This is a genomic window from Rhodohalobacter sulfatireducens (assembly GCF_022012475.1).
Lineage (GTDB): Bacteria > Bacteroidota > Rhodothermia > Balneolales > Balneolaceae > Rhodohalobacter > Rhodohalobacter sulfatireducens.
Genome location: NZ_JAKLWS010000003.1, coordinates 261,112 through 278,577 on the forward strand (window position 1 = coordinate 261,112; position 17,466 = coordinate 278,577).

Here is a 17,466-nt window from a genome sequence, read left to right on the forward strand (position 1 = left end):
TGAACTTATTATGATGAATTCAATAAAAAAATATTTATACCCAAGATTATGTCTGTTAGTAGTCTTTTTATTTATGCTAGGTGGATATGTACATAAAGAAGTTTTAGATGAAGAGCCAAGTACGCGTATTGAACATGAAGTTGCCTATTTTGAAGAGGGTAAATTTGCAGCTTGGCCTGCTAACGGTGGAATGTGGATATGGGGAAATGAAATACTTGTTTGCTTTACAGTTGCTGATCATGATTACAATGTAAATTCAGGTCATACTTATGATGTATCAACATCAAGGAATATGTTGGCTCGAAGTCTTGATAGTGTAGAGACATGGAATATTGAGGATGCTTACGAGCAGGGAATAACTGGTAAAGCTATGGATCATCAGATTGGCAGTAGGGCACTCAAACCAAAAGAGTTGGAAAACCCTATTGATTTTCAAAATCCAAATTTCGCATTATTATTTCAGCGAGAAACTAACCGAAACGGACCTACACATTTCTATTACACATATGATCGTGGGAAATCTTGGTTTGGCCCTTATACTTTTCCTAATCTTGACCCTGCTGGTATAACAAACCGAACTGACTATTTTGTTGATAGTAAAAATGAACTATCAACAATGCTTTCAATAGGCCATGGGAGAACAGCTATTGCAAGAACTGATGATGGAGGATTAAGTTGGGATCTCATATCATATGTTGGTCCTGATTTTACAAAATCAGAAGAGATCTCTGGTAGAAATGACTACTCCTTAATGCCGTCTACAGTGAGGCTGTCAAACTCAAAGATATTAACAACGATTAGGCATCGTGAAGGTGATGGAGGTAAGGTGTGGATTACAAGTTATCTCTCTGGTGATAATGGTTTATCATGGACAAAATTGGAAGATCCAGTCAAAAAGCATGTAAACTCCCCACCAGCATTAGTAAAGCTTCCAGATGGACGACTTGTACTAATTTATATTGAACGCAAGCGCAATTGGGAAGTTGATTCTATTGAAAGCAGTAGCTCCGTACTTGCGGCAAAAATAAGTAATGATGAGGGACATACATGGGGTAAAGAGATTATTTTAAGAGAAAATGATGGGGCAAATAGTGATGTCGGTTATCCTAAAGCAGTTGTAAAGCCCGATGGTGAAGTAGTTATAGCTTACTATTGGAATCATTCACTTGATGAAAATGAAGACCCTTACCGATATATAGCTATAACTAGTTGGACTCCTTAGATAAACTAAAAATTAATCATCATAATAAATGACAAATCACAATTTAGTGAAAGATGAATAAGGATATCATAGGTCATGGTAACTATAAGTATAAAGTGCACAAGGATTGGGCAAGCCATAACGCATTTGATATCTCAATAAAGAATTGTCATGAAATGGTAATAAATTCGAATGGTCATCTAATTATGATTACAGATCATACTCACAATAACATTGTGATCTTTAACAGATCTGGTAAAATTTTAAATACTTGGGGAACAATATTTCCTGGTGGTCATGGCCTTACATTATTTCAAGAAGGTGAAGAGGAGGTATTATTTATTACTGATGTTGAACTGGGAAAGGTTTTTAAGACTACACTTGATGGAGAAATATTATTAACTATTGATCACCCTTCCTGTTATGGGTTGTATTCAGAGGATGATCCGTTTAAACCAACTGAAACAGCTATTGCATCAAATGGAGATATCTATATAGCAGATGGTTACGGTTCACAATATATTATCCAATATAATTATAAAGGAGATTATATTCGGCATTTCGGAGGGGAAGGGGATGCATTAAGTCAATTTAGAACAGCACATGGTTTATGTATTGATAATCGCAATTCAAATAAACCAACAATGCTTTGTACATCAAGAGACCATAATGCTTTTAAAAGGTTTTCTTTGAATGGTGAATACATTTCTACAATCCACCTGCCAGGTGCATATGTGTGCAGGCCAGTTATAGATGAGGGTAATATTTATTCAGGTGTGTGCTGGTCACGTCTTAGAAATAATGAAAAAACTGAAAATTCTGGTTTTGTTACAATACTTAATGATAATGACAAAGTTGTATCAAATCCCGGAGGAACCAAGCCAAACTATATAAACAACGAACTTCAACTTATGGTACAAGATCAACCAATTTTTAATCATTGTCATGATGTATGTGTTGATGAGGATAAAAATCTTTACATCTGTCAGTGGGATGCTGGTAATACATTCCCTTACAAATTGGAAAGAATATGAAGTATTTAGGTCAAAGAATGCTTAGAAAAAAGACTTATTAGCAATTTAAAATTTCAAAAAAGTTTGATGTCAACCATGAAAGGCTTTAGTAAAATTTCCTACAATTAACGGGATAGATTGTAAATATCACAACCAACAAATGTAATCGATTACAGTTAATTTGAATTAAAACATTTATCTTTTAAAGATTGAATTATGGCAAGTTATTTAAAGAAAAATCAATATCAATTTTTAGTTATTATATTGCTGGGCTTCATTTTCTTAGGAGTCAATCATATTAAAGAATTTAACAAATACGACAATCCGGACGACATTCGTCATCTAAAAGTATACTACGAAGAAGGCAAATTTGCCGGTTGGCCCGCGAACAATGGAATCTGGAGTTGGGGGGATGAAGTATTAGTTGGTTTTGTACAAGCTGATCATATGGATCGAAGTGGTCATACTTATGATCAATCTACAACTCGGTATAAATATGCCAGAAGTTTGGATGGTGGTAAAACATGGAATATTGAAGATGCTTACAACGCCGGTAAAACAGCATTATCTCATGATCACAAGGGGATAGAGCCTAAAAGCACACCTGAAGAACTGAATGAAAGTATAGATTTTTCACATCCAGATTTAGTCTTCACACTATCAAGGATGAATAATCATGATGGTCCTTCTCATTTTTATTATTCATATAACAGGGGAAAAGAATTTGAAGGACCTTTCGCTCTTCCAAATCTGGGAACTCAGGGTATCGCAGCGCGAACAGATTACATTGTAGATGGAAAGAATGAGGCAAGTATTTTCTTGACAATTGCAAAGGAAAATCAAAGAGAAGGAAGGGTCGCTATGTTTAGAACATTTGACGGTGGTTTAACGTGGACCAATCATGCATGGCTTGGTGATGAACCTGAGGGGTTTGATATCATGCCATCTTCTGTAAGACTGTCTCAAAACGAAATGTTGACGACTATTAGAAGTAGAGATATAGATCCAAGAAGAGATTACTTAAAAGCATTCTATTCTGATGATAATGGAGATAATTGGAAAAAATTAAATGAACCAGCTTTTGATACCGGTGCAGGAGGATCACCACCTGCTTTAGTGAAACTGCAAGATGGTAGGCTTGCATTATCGTACATATTTAGAAGTAAATATGGTTCACGAGTACACTTAAGATTGAGTGATGATAACGGCCAATCTTGGTCACATGAAATAACTTTAAGATCTAATGATGATGCTACAAATGATGTAGGATATCCACGAATGATTCAAAGAAGCGATGGTAAATTGGTAGTCATTTACTATTGGAATCATGCTGTTGACGAAAGTAATACACCTTATAGATATATCGCAGCCACCATTTTTGATCCTGATCAGTGGAAATAAGTGATTAATTAGATAATTGAATTTGAAATATATAGGATATAAAATATGCTAAAGGGAATCGTTCCCCCAGTAATTACTCCACTGGGAGATAAAAAAAATTTAGATATTGAAGGACTTGAACGTTTGATAGAACACATTCTATCTGGTGGAGTTCATGGCCTGTTTATTCTCGGGACAACTGGAGAAGGCCCCAGTCTGAGTTATAAAATTCGTAATGAAGTAATTGAACAAGTGTGTTCTCAGGTGGATAGTAAAGTACCTGTATTAGTTGGGATCACAGATACATCCTTTACAGAAAGTGTCCGATTAAGTAAGAAAGCTGCTGAGGTTGGTGCTGATGCTGTTGTAGCTGCACCACCTTATTATTTTTCCATGAATCAAGCAGAATTAATTGGATATTATGAGTCATTAGCTGACGAGTCTCCTCTGCCTCTTTTTCTGTATAATATGCCTTCCCATACAAAGATTCATTTTGAGCCTGAGACGGTTAAAAATCTTGCTGAGCATTCAAATATCATCGGGTTTAAAGACAGTTCAGGAGATCTTCTATATTTTCAAAACGTTGTTCGCCTGCTTCAAGATAACCCGGAATTTTCTTTGTTTGTTGGGCCCGAAGAGATGTTAATGCAAACAATGCTGACGGGCGGGCATGGTGGGGTAAATGGAGGGGCAAATATGTTCCCGAATTTATACGTGGCCATGTATGAAGCTGTTCTTGAAAAGAATTTTGACCGAATGACATCCTTTCAGAAGAAAATTCTTCAAATCAGTTCAAACCTTTATACCGTTGGAAATTCACCAGCAAAATATCTACAAGGTGTCAAGTGTGCACTTTCTTTAATGGGAATCTGTAGTGATAATTTGGCACTCCCCTACAATTCTTTCAAAGAACAGGAAAGAGAAAAAATTCGCCATGCTTTAAATCGATTCAATGTGGAGGAAGTTCTTACATGAGCACTATAGACATTATAATTTTTATTGTTTATCTGCTAGGAATCGTGCTGTTTGGGATCTCTTTTTATCAAAAAGAGAGAACATCTGATGACTATTCAACAGGTTCCGGTACCTTACCATCCTGGGCAATTGGTCTGTCCATCTTTGCTACATTTGTAAGCAGCATCAGTTTTCTGGCTCTTCCGGGAATTGCGTTTCTTTCAAACTGGAATGCATTTGTGTTCAGTCTTTCTATACCGGTAGCAATCTTTATGGCGATTAAGTTTTTTATACCATTGTATCGAAAAGTAGGAAGCCCCTCAGCGTATACGTTCCTGGAAGAACGGTTTGGGCCCTGGGCGAAAAATTATGTAGCCTCCTTTTGGCTGTTGACACAGGTCATGAGAGTAGCTGTTATACTCTATCTCTTGGCTCTACCAATGTATGTGATTCTTGACTGGGATATGCGCATTATAATTATTATCACAGGAATAAGCGTCATGATTTATTCCATCTTCGGGGGTATCAAGGCTGTGGTTTGGACGGATGCGATACAGGCTATCATTTTAATTTCCGGGGCCGTTATCACCCTGGCAGTGCTCATGTTTTCACTGCCCGAAGGACCAGCCCAATACTTTGAGGTTGCTGCTGCATATGACAAATTTAGCTTAGGAAGTTTTGGATTAAGCTTGACTGAATCTACGTTTTGGGTGGTGTTTATCTATGGGATATTTATCAATCTTCAAAATTACGGTATTGACCAGAACTACATTCAGAGGTATATGAGTGCAAGGGATGAGAAAGAAGCGATTTCATCAGCATTTGGCGGTGGTCTGCTTTATATCCCCGTATCCCTTCTCTTTTTTATGATCGGCACAGGCCTGTTTGTTTATTATAACGTATATCCCGATCTGCTTCCCGCCGAATATAATGAACCGGGTATGTCCGACAGCGTATTTCCCTATTTTATTGTCAGTGGTTTGCCTGTAGGAATGACCGGATTATTGATCGCTTCAATATTTGCAGCTGGAATGAGTACGATTTCTACCAGCCTTAATAGTGGGGCTACCGTCATCTTGAGTGATTTTTACAAGCGATATACCAAGCGAAATGTCACTGAGAAAGAATCTGTACGGGTTCTTTATATCGCATCAGCAATCATCTGTATTCTGGGAATTTTGATTTCTTTTTATATCATCCGGGTAGAAAGCGCGCTTGATATCTGGTGGAATCTGGCAGGGATATTCAGTGGTGGAATGCTTGGATTATTTCTGCTTGGATATTTTTCTAAAAAAGTAACCAATATACCTGCAATGATCGGAGTTGTTCTCGGACTGTTGGTAATAATCTGGATGAGCTTATCACCTGCTTACTTTACAGGCAATCTAGAAAAATTTCAAAATCCACTACATAGCTATCTGACCATTGTGATTGGGACTCTTGTGATCTTTCTAACAGGCTTTTTACTCTCATTGTTAATAAAGAAAGAATGAATTTTTTAAAACAAATAATGTAAACGATTACAAAAAAAAGAGTTATGGACATTTCAAAAATTTTCCAACTAAAGAGGCTAATCCTACTGGCGATCATCATTACGTTGATTTCATGTGCCGAAAAACAAAAAAACAATTCTGTCTCAGATGAAAGTTCCAAAGCGATTCAGCATTTGAGAGTTTACTACGAAGAAGGGCGATTTGCCGGATGGCCCGCCAATAACGGAATCTGGATCTGGGGGGAAGAAATTCTGGTCGGATTTGTTGAAGCTGCACATCGTGAGACGGAAGGTTTTCACACCTATGATCGAGAAACGGCCCGGAATAAATATGCACGAAGCCTGGATGGAGGAGAAACCTGGACCATTGAGGATGCCTATGAAAATGGTATGACCGGTTATGCATATGACCACAGTATCCCGGATGAGTTGGCTGATCCACCTGTGCAACTTACAGAACCTATTGAAGATTTCAGGGATCCCAGATTTGCCATTACGTTCATGAGAGATGACTATCATGACGGCCCCTCTACATTTTACTACTCCATGAATCGTGGAAGTGAGTGGAATGGCCCCTACAGCTTTCCAAATTTAGGCACAAACGGTGTCGGAACACGAACCGACTATATAGTTGAAGGTCCACAAACTTTAAGTGCATTCATGAATGTAGCCAAAGAAAACGGACGTGAAGGACGAGTTATCTATTCAAAGACGACTGACGGCGGTGTGAATTGGGAGTTGGTGTCCTGGATAGGTGAAGAGCCGGAAGGGTTTGATATCATGCCATCTACAGTTAGACTCTCCGAAACTGAAATATATACCGTTATGCGAAGCAGAGAGCTTGAGCCACGTCGAGACTTTTTAAAAGCTTTTCGATCCACAGATAATGGTGATTCGTGGCAGGAAGAGGTGAATCCGGCATTTGATACAGGAAACGGCGGATCTCCGCCCGCCTTGGTACATCTGGAAGATGGTCGTCTTGCACTGACCTATATCTATCGAAGTGATTATGGTTCCAGAGTTCATCTCCGCTTTAGTGAAGATCAAGGAGAAACATGGGGGAATGAAATCACTCTTCGAAGTGGGGATGGTGCCACCAAAGATGTTGGTTATCCTCGAATGGTACAGCGGCCGGATGGCAAATTGGTAGTCATTTACTATTGGAATAATGCATTGCAGCATGAAGCTGATCCCTACAGATATATCGCCACGACCATCGTTGATCCTAATGCATATGAATAAAACTGAAACTGATGAGTGAGCAATTTTACATAGGAATTGATGTAGGAACAGGTTCTGCTCGTGCTGGGATTTTCAATCAGCAGGGGAAGTTGATTTCACAAGCCAGTCATGATATTCAAATATGGAAACCGAAAACGGATTTTGTACAGCAATCATCAGAGAACATCTGGGAGGCTATTTGTCATTCGGTAAAGCAAGCAATGGCAGAATCAAGCTTAGAGCCTAAACATATCGCTGGTATCGGTTTTGATGCGACTTGTTCCCTTGTGGTTTTAGGCGAAGAAAATAGACCACTAACCGTTAGCCCGGATAATTTAGATGAGCAAAATATAATTGTTTGGATGGATCATAGAGCGAAGGGCGAAGCAGAAGAGATCAATCAAAAAGGTCACGAGGTTCTGAATTATGTGGGCGGTGTGATTAGTCCCGAAATGCAAACACCAAAACTATTATGGTTGAAGCGGAATATGCCGGAAACTTGGGAAAAAGCCACCTGCTTTTTTGACTTACCTGATTACCTGGTTTTCAGGGCAACGGGTATAGATGTACGTTCTGCTTGTACAACTACTTGTAAGTGGACCTATCTGGCTCATGAAGATTCAGAAGTTAAAGGAAGTATTGGAAGATGGGATAATTCTTACTTCCAGGAAATTGGTCTTGGAGATTTGACAAATGAAGGATATAAGAGAATTGGTATGAATATTCGGCCGATGGGCGAGCCAGTTGGGGCAGGATTGACAAAGCAATCGGCTGAAGAGTTTGGGTTGAAACCAGGAATTCCAGTCGGAGTTTCGATTATCGATGCTCATGCAGGTGGACTAGGACTTCTGGGAATGACCGATAATGGCTCGACATTCAACAATCAGATAGCTTTGATTGGAGGCACATCCAGTTGCCATATGGCGGTGTCAGAAGAACCGCGATTCATTGATGGAATTTGGGGACCGTATTACTCCGCGATGATTCCAGGATTATGGCTAAATGAAGGTGGGCAATCAGCTACCGGCGCTTTGATAGATCATGTAATTTTTTCTTCGAGTCATGCCCAAGAACTACAAAAAGAAGCTAAAAACAAGGATACCACAGTCTATAGTTTGCTAAATGATCATCTAGTAGATCTAGCTAATAAAAATGGTTTGGTTGATGTTGGGTTATTGACAAAAGATTTACATGTGCTTCCCTATTTCCATGGGAACCGATCACCCAGAGCGGATGCATCCTTACTGGGTGGAATTGTTGGACTCACCCTTTCATCAACAATTGAAGATCTTGCGATTCAATATCTGGCAACGATTCAGGCCATTGCTTATGGTACCCGGCATATTATTGAAGAGATGAATAAAACGGGCTATACCATTAATCAGATTTCTGCGACTGGCGGTGGCACCAAAAATGATTTATTTCTTAAACAACACGCAGATATCTGTGATTGCAAAATCATTCTTCCAAAAGAATCAGAAGCCGTTCTCTTGGGGAGTGCAGTTTTAGCAGCAGTAGCTTCGGGAACTTATAAAAACATTCAAGAAGCAATGGTCGGTATGAACCAAACTGGAAAAGTTATTGAGCCAGGGAAAAATCAAACAGTAACTACTTACCATAACTCAAAATATAAGGTCTTCCACAAAATGTATGAGGATGAAAGGTCCTACAAAGAAATTATGCAAGAGGATCATATCAATGCATAATTTTTCAAGAAATCGAATAGTAAGAAATACCATAAATAAAACGGATGAATGATATGACTATAGATCGAAATGAAAATGGCCAAAAAAGAATCATAGGATTAACTCCTAAAATTGGAATAAGGCCAGTTATTGACGGACGCAGGAAAGGAGTTAGAGAGTCTCTTGAAGAGCAGACAATGAACATGGCTAAAAATGCGGCGAGATTTATATCTAAAAATGTAACTCATGCAAATGGGTTGCCAGTTGAATGTGTGATTGCCGATACTTGTATTGGTGGGGTTGCTGAAGCAGCACAAGCTGCTCAAAAATTTGAAGAAGAAGGAGTGGGAGTTTCATTAACCGTAACTCCTTGTTGGTGCTATGGATCAGAAACGATGGATATGCATCCCTGGTACCCGAAAGCCATTTGGGGGTTTAACGGTAGCGAGAGACCTGGTGCCGTGTACCTTGCAGCAACTAAAGCAGCTCATGAACAAAAAGGCCTGCCAGTCTTTGCTATTTATGGGAGTGAAGTTCAGGATGCAGGCGATGAATCTATTCCGGAAGACGTACAAGATAAAATACTTCTTTTTATTAAGGCTGGACTTGCACAGGCAGAAATTCGAGGCAAATCATATCTCTCCATCGGTTCTGTTTCGATGGGAATTGTTGGGTCTATGATTCAGGAAGATTTTTTTGAGGATTATTTGGGGATGAGATGTGAAGCAGTGGATATGTCGGAATTAACCCGCCGTATGGAGGAAGGAATTTATGATAAAGATGAGTTTGAGTTGGCAAAACATTGGGTGGAAGACTACTGTGAGGAAGGTGAAGACATCAATGCAGAAGCAATTCAGCAAAGCAGAGAAAGGAAGGATGAAAATTGGGATACCGTCATTAAAATGACCATGATTATACGTGACTTGATGATTGGAAATCCAAAACTTAATGATATTGGGTATGGAGAGGAAGCGTTAGGACACAATGCGATCGCCTCTGGCTTTCAAGGTCAAAGGCAGTGGACGGATCATTTTCCAAATGGAGACTTTTCAGAAGCTATTTTAAACTCTTCATTCGATTGGAATGGTATCCGTGAACCATTTATTGTGGCTACAGAGAATGATACATTGAATGCTGTTTGTATGCTTCTCGGTCACTTGATGACGAATTCAGCATCAATATTTGGTGATATTCGAACCTACTGGAGTCCCGATTCTGTAAAACGGGTCACAGGCCATGAACTCACAGGTAAAGCATCTGGTGGAATCATTCATTTTCTAAATTCTGGTTCTGCATCTCTGGACGGTACCGGCCGGCAAAAAGAGAATGGAGAGTCGGTTATGAAACCCTATTGGGAAATAACTTCTGAAGAGGCGAAGGCTTGTCTTGATGCAACTAAGTGGTGTCCCGCAAATCTCGAATATTTTCGGGGAGGAGGATACTCATCTCAATTCCTAACAGAAGGAGAAATGCCCGTAACAATGACCCGAATCAACATTGTGAAAGGGCTCGGACCCATTCTTCAAATAGCAGAAGGGTTTACTGTAGACATTCCACAAGAAGTCCATAAAACACTGAACCGGAGAACGGACCCAATTTGGCCAACAACCTGGTTTGTGCCCAAACTAACCGAATCTGGTGCATTTAGAGATGTGTATTCAGTAATGAACAATTGGGGCTCTAATCATGGGGTACTCAACTATGGTCACGTCGGAGATGCATTTATCACATTAGCGTCTATGTTGAGAATTCCGGTGTCAATGCACAATGTCCCAGATGAAAGAATTTTTCGACCGAGTGCATGGGCTGCTTTTGGAACAAATGAAATGGAAAGTGCAGATTTCAGAGCTTGTGATAATTTTGGTCCTTTGTACGGACGAAGATAGAATGGTCAAGAGAGAGCCTTGCGAACATTCGTAGCTTTATACTGTCACATACATAGTAACCCATGTTTGACAGACACATTAATCCCGGATAATGATATTATTCGGGATTTTTTTAGTTTATTTTATATGAAAACTATTCATATAGTTCAGATTTGGGAGTACAAATAGTAGTACATAATCACCAATAAACTGGCATTATTAGTCTTAATGGGTGTTATTTTCAAGACTACGAATCAGGCGGTTACAAGTTCGAATCTTGTCGGGTGTACTTTTCTAAAACCTGCTTAATATCTTTTAGGCAGGTTTTCTTATTTATTGGAACCCTGAAAGTGGTTTCATTCTGTGGAAGTCCGTATCTATAATTAAAACAACTCCGCTTTTTGAATAAGTTCTTCCCCATTATTTCGAACATTGTTAACGGCTTTACTTACTACATACTCAGAAATGGCATCATCCGGATAGGGTCGTAAAAAATCCGTAAGATATTCTGCATCTTTATTATTTGGATTCAGCCAGTCATTAAACTCTTCAGGATGCAGGATTACAGGCATACGGTCATGGATATTCTCCATTATTTTATTAGGGGAAGTGGTAATAATAGAATACGATCTTTTTGCGGATTTATCCTCGGGAGCTAAATCCGAGTATATGCCGGCAAATCCCATGAATGAATGATGTTCAGGATAGATATAGTGAGGAGTTTTATTTCCCTTTTTGCCCGTCCATTCATAAAAACCACTGGCCGGTATAATACATCTCCTTTCGGCAAAAGCCTTTTTCCACATCGGTTTTTTTGTAATTGAATCATCCCGGGTGTTGATCGGCAGAAAGGGTTTCTTGCCGGGTTTTGGTTTCCATCCCATATATCCCCAATGCATAGATTCCAGGATTCTCTTTTTATCCTTATCCTCGTAAGAAACCGGCATCTCATGAGTTGGAGCTACATTGAAGTGAGAAAACCGATCATCCGAATTCAATTGAATCAGGTCAGTTTCATTTACATTCAGAAATTCCTCTATCTCTTTGATTTTTTCGCATGATAACGTATATCGTCCGCACATAACCAGGTTGTTTTATTCATGAGTGTTCTAATTCAATGTAAATGGATCAGCTTTAATAAACCATCAGAGATGGATGATGAATTCGTTTTGCAGAATTGAGAAACAGGAGGAAATAAAAAAGTGCCTGCACTTCGGAGCTCCGAGGTTTCGGAGCTTAGAAGTGGGCCCGGTGAGACTTTCCCGAATGTATTCGGGACTACAAATTGAATAAGGTACTTAATTATTGACTTATTTTGTTAAAAACGTCGATTTAATCATGTTGCACCTACCGGAATGGGCACTGCTGAGAGGGTTTCATTATGATAAAGTTTCATTTAAAAGAATACTGTTTGACTAAATCCGAAAACCGTTCAACCTTTTTTACGTCAGAATGTTCAAAAAGAAAAGGCCTCACATCTTCTGCCATTTCTTTCATATATAATTGATCACATTTGTCAAGGATCTCTTCTTTTACAGCATCTGGATTTGATATGGAGAGTTTTGCATTCAGGTAACTGTAGTTTGGTTTAATATCTCTACTCATCAAAAGTACCAGGTCAAAGAAATCTCTTCCTTTGTTTCGTTTTCGATTGATAATCGCATAAATTTTCTGAGCCATTAATAAGGAAAGTGGCGTTGTCAGTATCGTGGTAAAAACATCAAACTTGTTTAAGATGTGTCTCTCAGGTTCGTAATCAAAATGTTGAGGTTCTGTATCCAGTTGGATGAGTATTTTCTCTTCACTGTGGCCGGATAATCCTTCTTCAAAAAGCAATCCTGGAAATTTAATGTGGCAATGCCAGGCCCCCTTCATCACTGTCTTTAATTCAACCTCGTATCCTTCTCGTTCCAGTTGTTTCTCAATTTCGGTTGCGATGTCCTGAAAAGCATCTTCGTCCAGATCAATGTTATCGAAATCCAGGTCCTCCGAGAACCGGTTATTTCCGTGCACAATTCGAAGACAGGTGCCACCCAGGAAACATAAATGGGTTGCATATTTGCTTTCAAAAATGATCTCCAAAATTTTGTATTGAAGGTATTCCCTGAGTAAGAATCTTGGGAATCGATGTAGGTTCTCCGGGTAAAACGGTTGTATTTCACGTAGGGTTAACATCCAGAAACTCTTTTAATGTGGTAAGTCTTTTTACTAATGCTTTTGAACCGATATGAGATGCATATGTATCGACCTTTTCCATGGATAAGCTGTTGTTCATCTCTGTTGAATTCCAGCGCAACGATTCAAAATCATCCGGTTCGTCAATCTCATGATGTAAATAGAGATAATCGATCACTGTTTTTTCCGGTTCAGCGATTGCAAAATGGTGATTGTTCCACTCCTCCAGGTGGTAACCAAAAAAGAGGGCCGGTTGGATATGTCGATAGCTGAAGCTTCCCAAAGGTGTATCAAACGACTGGGTTTTACGGGATGAACAGGATGTAACCTGAAAAACCCCTTCAGGAATAAAACCATACCAGGATAAAGCAGATTCTAATGAGATGTAAGAGGGACTATAAAGTTCATTTGCCGCAAAAAATAGGTATCGTTCATTGACAGAGTTACCTGTAAAAAAATAAAATCGGTTTCTTAACTTTTGGATGTATCCTTTTTCCTGCCACTCAACGAGCCTCCGGGAATCGAAGCCGGGGAAATGCTTTTCAATCTCCCTGATCGAAAAAACCGGGAAGGCGTTCATTTCGTCATGGAATTGCCGATAATTCATATATGTTTCTATTTTTTGTTAAAAATAACAAATTTTAGAAATAAAAATTAATTAGAGTTGATGATTTTAAAATTATCAACTTAAAAATCCATTGTTATTTGATTGGCTTTTGAATTCGCGTTACATAACAATTTTTTTTCTGTCGGAAATATATGTGGACGAAACTATCTTTCATTTCCAGCTCATTTATTAAATTTGTTTCTTGCAGATAAACCGAAAACTGTCGCTGCTTAAACATCGGATTATTGACAGGCTCAAGTAATTCTATTTTATGAATGTTTCAATTTTAAAAAACCTGAGTCCAAACCTATTCATGCCTTACCGTTTACTATTTCCAGCGTTGTTCATCCTACTTTCATGCTTTGTACTAAGTTGTGATTCGGATGGCTCGAATACAAGAACAGTTCAAAAAGGCCATGCTCTTACCTTGTCTTTTGAAGGGCCTATGACGTCTGAAGACGCGGAGGTTAATCCCTTTCTAAATTATTTGTTGTTTGTTGAGTTTGAACATGAGGAACATCAAGAAACGATTCGAGGATTTTATGCAGCCGATGGAAATGCAGCAGAAACAAGTGCAACCTCGGGAAATACCTGGCAGGTTCGATTCAGTCCTGGCCACCCCGGTATCTGGACATATAACGCTACCTTATTCAAAGGTGACAGTGTTTCTGTAAAACAACGTCAAGATGAGGCTGATCAAATAGAAATCACAAACAGCCAGGGAACATTTGAAGTGTTGAGTAACGGAGACTCTGACAGAGATTTCCATGACAGGGGAAAACTCATCGCTTCAAACGGATACCTTCAATTCGAAGATTCAGGGACTTATTTTTTGAAAGCAGGGTCGGATAGCCCCGAAAACTTCCTGGCTTTTCAGGGGTTTGACGATACCTACCGCATTGCTGCGAGTGATAAAGAAGGGGAGGCACAGACGGATAGCGAAATCCATTCCTATGAGCCTCACATCCAGGATTGGAATCCGGGAGACCCTACCTGGCAGGACGGTAAAGGGAAGGGGATCATCGGTGCCGTGAATTACCTCGCTTCGAAGGGAATGAATGCTGTTTATTTTCTTACGTTAAATATTCAAGGAGATGGAAAAGATGTATGGATGTTCACGACCCCGGAGGATTTTACCCGTTTTGATGTAAGTAAACTGGATCAGTGGGAAATACTTTTTCAGCATATGCAGGCAAAGGGAATCCTATTACATGTCGTACTTCAGGAGACAGAAAATGAAACACTCCTGGATGGAGGAGATATGGGGCCTGTCCGGACTTTATATTTTCATGAACTCATTGCACGTTTTGGCCATCATCCGGCGCTGATCTGGAATCTCGGGGAAGAAAACGGCCTAGCTCCCTGGGTAACAACCGGTGCACAGACCGACCGTCAGCGAAAAGAGATGGCTACATTTTTCAAGGAGAATGATCCGTATAACCACCCTGTGGTCATACACACTCTCCCCAATGAAGAGCTTCGGGCCCCTGTTTTAGATAGCTTGCTCGGTTTTCCCCATCTGGATGGTATTTCGTTACAGCATCACGAACGAACGACTGCTCCTGAGACCGTTGAAAGATTGAAAGAACAATCTAAGCAAAGCGGTCATGAATGGATGGTAACTATGGACGAAATTGGGATGTGGCATACCGGTGCTAAAGTGGATACGGCAGATATCAGTCACCCTACTCTTACCAGGTATGCATTATGGGGTACCTTGCTATCCGGAGCTGCGGGGGTTGAATGGTATTTCGGGGCCCGAAGTCCGCATAATGATTTAACGTCCGAAGATTGGCGGCAGAGAGACCGGCTTTGGGAGATAACAAACCATGCAAAGGCATTTTTTGAAGAATATCTTCCTTACTGGGAGATGGAACCGACCCATCATTTGGTAAATGCAGAGGGTGCGTACTGCCTCTCAAAAACGGATTCGCTATATGCGCTGTACATACCTGACTTTACAGAGGCAGGCCTGGATTTAACGGATGCCACAGGACAGTATCAGATCCGCTGGTTCAACCCATTTGAAGGAGGTCCACTTCAAGAGGGTTCCGTGGACCAAATTTCAGGCGGGAATCAACAATCCCTGGGCGTACCCCCCTCGAGGTTAAATGAAGACTGGGTTTTGCTGGTCGAGAAAATAGAATAATCAAATTCACTAAAATCTTCTGATTCCACCTGTGGACGACCAGACTGAACCACGGAGTATACCTTCGCAAGATCAACGCTCAGATCGAAATTAAACGGCTAAGAGTGGATAGAGGAAATGGGCAAAAAAGTGCTTGCACTTCGGAGCTCCGAAGTTTCGGAGCGTAGAAGTGGGCCCGGAACTCCTACGCACGAGGCTTCGGAGATCAAGGGGGACTTGAACCGCGAAGCACTGCTTCGCAATATCAACGCTCGGATCGAGATTAGAAGAATACAAATTGCATAAGAGACAAAGGCAGAAATGATCGTTATTCAGCAGGATATGAAAAACCGACCAATCGATTATGAGTGTACTTATAAATTGAATTAATAATTTTTAAACGTCGATTTTGAAGATCTTGTACCCACTAATGTACCCACTGGAATGGGCACTAGTGAGAGGGTTTCATTAGGCTAAATTGCCAACAAATCTTTCTTAGAAATAGATCTATCATCTTCAAACTAAAAAAAGCTTGACTAAAGTTGATATTATTCAACTTGCCATACTTGGTTGATTATTCAAAAAACTGCTAAATTCTTATTTAAACCTTAAATTCTTGCTCTTATTTATTAAGAAAAGATTTTTATCAATAGTTCGTTGCAAATGTAATTCATTGTTGAAGACAACTTATTTATTTGCAATCAATTGACCAATTTTAAGCGAAGTTTTCGAATATTAAACCTTTGCTATTAAATATGATAACTTTATAAAGAATCTATAGCGTTCAACGATCTTCAAGAAAGGTCCAAAAGTCTTTGTATATATTTATCTTCTATTTTTTTGTTGTATTTGGAGGCAAGATTGCGCATAATGGACACTAAAATTTTTATTTGATCTAATTTTTTTATTTGATTTTTATATTTATCAAGTGTGCGATTGAATACAATCTCTTCGTCTAAAAGAGCTGCGCATATCAACGTTATTTTATTTATAAGAATAATATTGCTAAATACGATTTGATTTTTTGTTGCTTGTTCAATCTCACTATAAGCCTCATTAATTTTACCGTTCATCAAATTAATTGAAATCGACAAATAAATTTTCTCACTTTCGTTAAGATAATCCTGCTTCACGAACTTTAATTTTATTTCTTCAAATAATTGGTTTTTTTTGATAATTTCCCATTCGTTAAGTGCAATTAATTGTTGGATAATAACATTCAACTCAATTATCCCAAAATCATGTTCGGGAAGTATTTCCTCAATCATTGATGCTGCTATGTCTTGATTTCCTGCTAAATATTCTCTTTCTGCTAGCTCAATATGCACTTCTGGGAATCTTTCAAGAAAAAGTTGTGCACTAGCTATATTTATTTTTCGTAAAGCATCATATGCATGTGATAAAACACTCAATTTATAAATAGGGGGGGCAATTTCCGCTGCCCTTTCATGCCACCGAAAAGCCCATTCCCAATTCTTCTTTTCTTCGGATAATGCTGCAGCATGTGATATAAAATTAAATGAAATATCTCTGCTGTCGTCCCATGCTTTCTCGAATTCGCCCATTTGTATTTGAAAAAGTACTTTGTACCCATTCCATTTCGACGCTTCACCAGGGTAGCGTTCCTGAATTGCCTCTAATGCATCTAGGATCTCTATCCAGCGTTTCTGCTCATATTGATAATTAAGCCATGCCGTGGCAGATTCAGAGCTAGCTCCTTTCTCCAATGCTAATCTCAAAGCATC

General features: G+C 39.2%; 14 protein-coding genes. 10 read left to right on the forward strand and 4 right to left on the reverse strand.

Annotated features, from left to right (window positions below; all coding sequences use genetic code 11):
• Positions 1-10: 10 nt before the first annotated feature.
• From L6773_RS04425 to L6773_RS04460, 8 genes are all read left to right on the forward strand, one after another.
• Positions 11-1,222: an exo-alpha-sialidase gene (locus L6773_RS04425; protein ID WP_237852645.1), complete on the forward strand. Its 1,212-nt coding sequence runs from the start codon at positions 11-13 to the stop codon at positions 1,220-1,222.
• A gap of 53 nt (positions 1,223-1,275) precedes the next feature.
• Positions 1,276-2,235 (forward strand): NHL repeat-containing protein, encoded by a 960-nt coding sequence (locus L6773_RS04430; protein WP_237852646.1) that lies wholly within the window; start codon positions 1,276-1,278, stop codon positions 2,233-2,235.
• Between the two features lie 195 nt (positions 2,236-2,430).
• The gene (locus tag L6773_RS04435; RefSeq protein WP_237852647.1) at positions 2,431-3,615 is read left to right on the forward strand and encodes a sialidase family protein; all 1,185 of its coding nucleotides are present in this window, start codon (positions 2,431-2,433) and stop codon (positions 3,613-3,615) included.
• A 45-nt stretch (positions 3,616-3,660) separates the two neighbouring features.
• Positions 3,661-4,569: a dihydrodipicolinate synthase family protein gene (locus tag L6773_RS04440; RefSeq protein ID WP_237852648.1), complete on the forward strand. Its 909-nt coding sequence runs from the start codon at positions 3,661-3,663 to the stop codon at positions 4,567-4,569.
• Entirely contained in the window at positions 4,566-6,041 is a 1,476-nt protein-coding gene (locus L6773_RS04445) for a sodium:solute symporter family protein (RefSeq protein WP_237852649.1), read from the forward strand. The genes L6773_RS04440 and L6773_RS04445 overlap by 4 nt, the downstream gene beginning before the upstream one ends.
• A 44-nt stretch (positions 6,042-6,085) precedes the next feature.
• The gene (locus tag L6773_RS04450; RefSeq protein WP_237852650.1) at positions 6,086-7,282 is read left to right on the forward strand and encodes an exo-alpha-sialidase; all 1,197 of its coding nucleotides are present in this window, start codon (positions 6,086-6,088) and stop codon (positions 7,280-7,282) included.
• An 11-nt stretch (positions 7,283-7,293) separates the two neighbouring features.
• The gene (locus tag L6773_RS04455) at positions 7,294-8,967 is read left to right on the forward strand and encodes an FGGY-family carbohydrate kinase (protein ID WP_237852651.1); all 1,674 of its coding nucleotides are present in this window, start codon (positions 7,294-7,296) and stop codon (positions 8,965-8,967) included.
• A gap of 53 nt (positions 8,968-9,020) precedes the next feature.
• A complete protein-coding gene (locus L6773_RS04460) occupies positions 9,021-10,832 on the forward strand; it encodes an L-fucose isomerase (RefSeq protein WP_237852652.1) in 1,812 nt (603 codons plus the stop codon).
• A 362-nt stretch (positions 10,833-11,194) separates the two neighbouring features.
• Here L6773_RS04460 and L6773_RS04465 read toward each other — a convergent pair whose 3' ends face one another.
• From L6773_RS04465 to L6773_RS04475, 3 genes are all read right to left on the reverse strand, one after another.
• On the reverse strand, positions 11,195-11,893 hold the full coding sequence (locus L6773_RS04465) for an SOS response-associated peptidase (RefSeq protein ID WP_237852653.1): 699 nt from the start codon (positions 11,891-11,893) through the stop codon (positions 11,195-11,197).
• A 310-nt stretch (positions 11,894-12,203) separates the two neighbouring features.
• Positions 12,204-12,986, reverse strand: coding sequence for a nucleotidyl transferase AbiEii/AbiGii toxin family protein (locus tag L6773_RS04470; RefSeq protein WP_237852654.1), 783 nt, complete (start codon positions 12,984-12,986; stop codon positions 12,204-12,206).
• Positions 12,970-13,593: a type IV toxin-antitoxin system AbiEi family antitoxin domain-containing protein gene (locus L6773_RS04475; protein WP_237852655.1), complete on the reverse strand. Its 624-nt coding sequence runs from the start codon at positions 13,591-13,593 to the stop codon at positions 12,970-12,972. Before L6773_RS04475 ends, L6773_RS04470 begins: the two co-directional genes overlap by 17 nt.
• Before the next feature lie 313 nt (positions 13,594-13,906).
• Between L6773_RS04475 and L6773_RS04480 the strand changes: the two genes are divergently transcribed.
• Both L6773_RS04480 and L6773_RS04485 read left to right on the forward strand, forming a co-directional pair.
• Entirely contained in the window at positions 13,907-15,742 is a 1,836-nt protein-coding gene (locus tag L6773_RS04480; protein ID WP_255727697.1) for a DUF5060 domain-containing protein, read from the forward strand.
• A gap of 117 nt (positions 15,743-15,859) precedes the next feature.
• Positions 15,860-16,027, forward strand: coding sequence for a hypothetical protein (locus L6773_RS04485; protein WP_237852657.1), 168 nt, complete (start codon positions 15,860-15,862; stop codon positions 16,025-16,027).
• 488 nt (positions 16,028-16,515) lie between these two features.
• Here L6773_RS04485 and L6773_RS04490 read toward each other — a convergent pair.
• A partial coding sequence (locus L6773_RS04490; protein ID WP_237852658.1) for a hypothetical protein occupies positions 16,516-17,466 on the reverse strand: 951 nt, incomplete at its 5' end.

Coding starts and splice junctions, on each gene's coding strand:
- L6773_RS04425 (WP_237852645.1), top strand. CDS start 11: ATGATGAATTCAATAAAAAAATATTTATACCCAAGATTATGTCTGTTA.
- L6773_RS04430 (WP_237852646.1), top strand. CDS start 1,276: ATGAATAAGGATATCATAGGTCATGGTAACTATAAGTATAAAGTGCAC.
- L6773_RS04435 (WP_237852647.1), top strand. CDS start 2,431: ATGGCAAGTTATTTAAAGAAAAATCAATATCAATTTTTAGTTATTATA.
- L6773_RS04440 (WP_237852648.1), top strand. CDS start 3,661: ATGCTAAAGGGAATCGTTCCCCCAGTAATTACTCCACTGGGAGATAAA.
- L6773_RS04445 (WP_237852649.1), top strand. CDS start 4,566: ATGAGCACTATAGACATTATAATTTTTATTGTTTATCTGCTAGGAATC.
- L6773_RS04450 (WP_237852650.1), top strand. CDS start 6,086: ATGGACATTTCAAAAATTTTCCAACTAAAGAGGCTAATCCTACTGGCG.
- L6773_RS04455 (WP_237852651.1), top strand. CDS start 7,294: ATGAGTGAGCAATTTTACATAGGAATTGATGTAGGAACAGGTTCTGCT.
- L6773_RS04460 (WP_237852652.1), top strand. CDS start 9,021: ATGACTATAGATCGAAATGAAAATGGCCAAAAAAGAATCATAGGATTA.
- L6773_RS04465 (WP_237852653.1), bottom strand. CDS start 11,893: ATGTGCGGACGATATACGTTATCATGCGAAAAAATCAAAGAGATAGAG.
- L6773_RS04470 (WP_237852654.1), bottom strand. CDS start 12,986: ATGTTAACCCTACGTGAAATACAACCGTTTTACCCGGAGAACCTACAT.
- L6773_RS04475 (WP_237852655.1), bottom strand. CDS start 13,593: ATGAATTATCGGCAATTCCATGACGAAATGAACGCCTTCCCGGTTTTT.
- L6773_RS04480 (WP_255727697.1), top strand. CDS start 13,907: ATGCCTTACCGTTTACTATTTCCAGCGTTGTTCATCCTACTTTCATGC.
- L6773_RS04485 (WP_237852657.1), top strand. CDS start 15,860: ATGGGCAAAAAAGTGCTTGCACTTCGGAGCTCCGAAGTTTCGGAGCGT.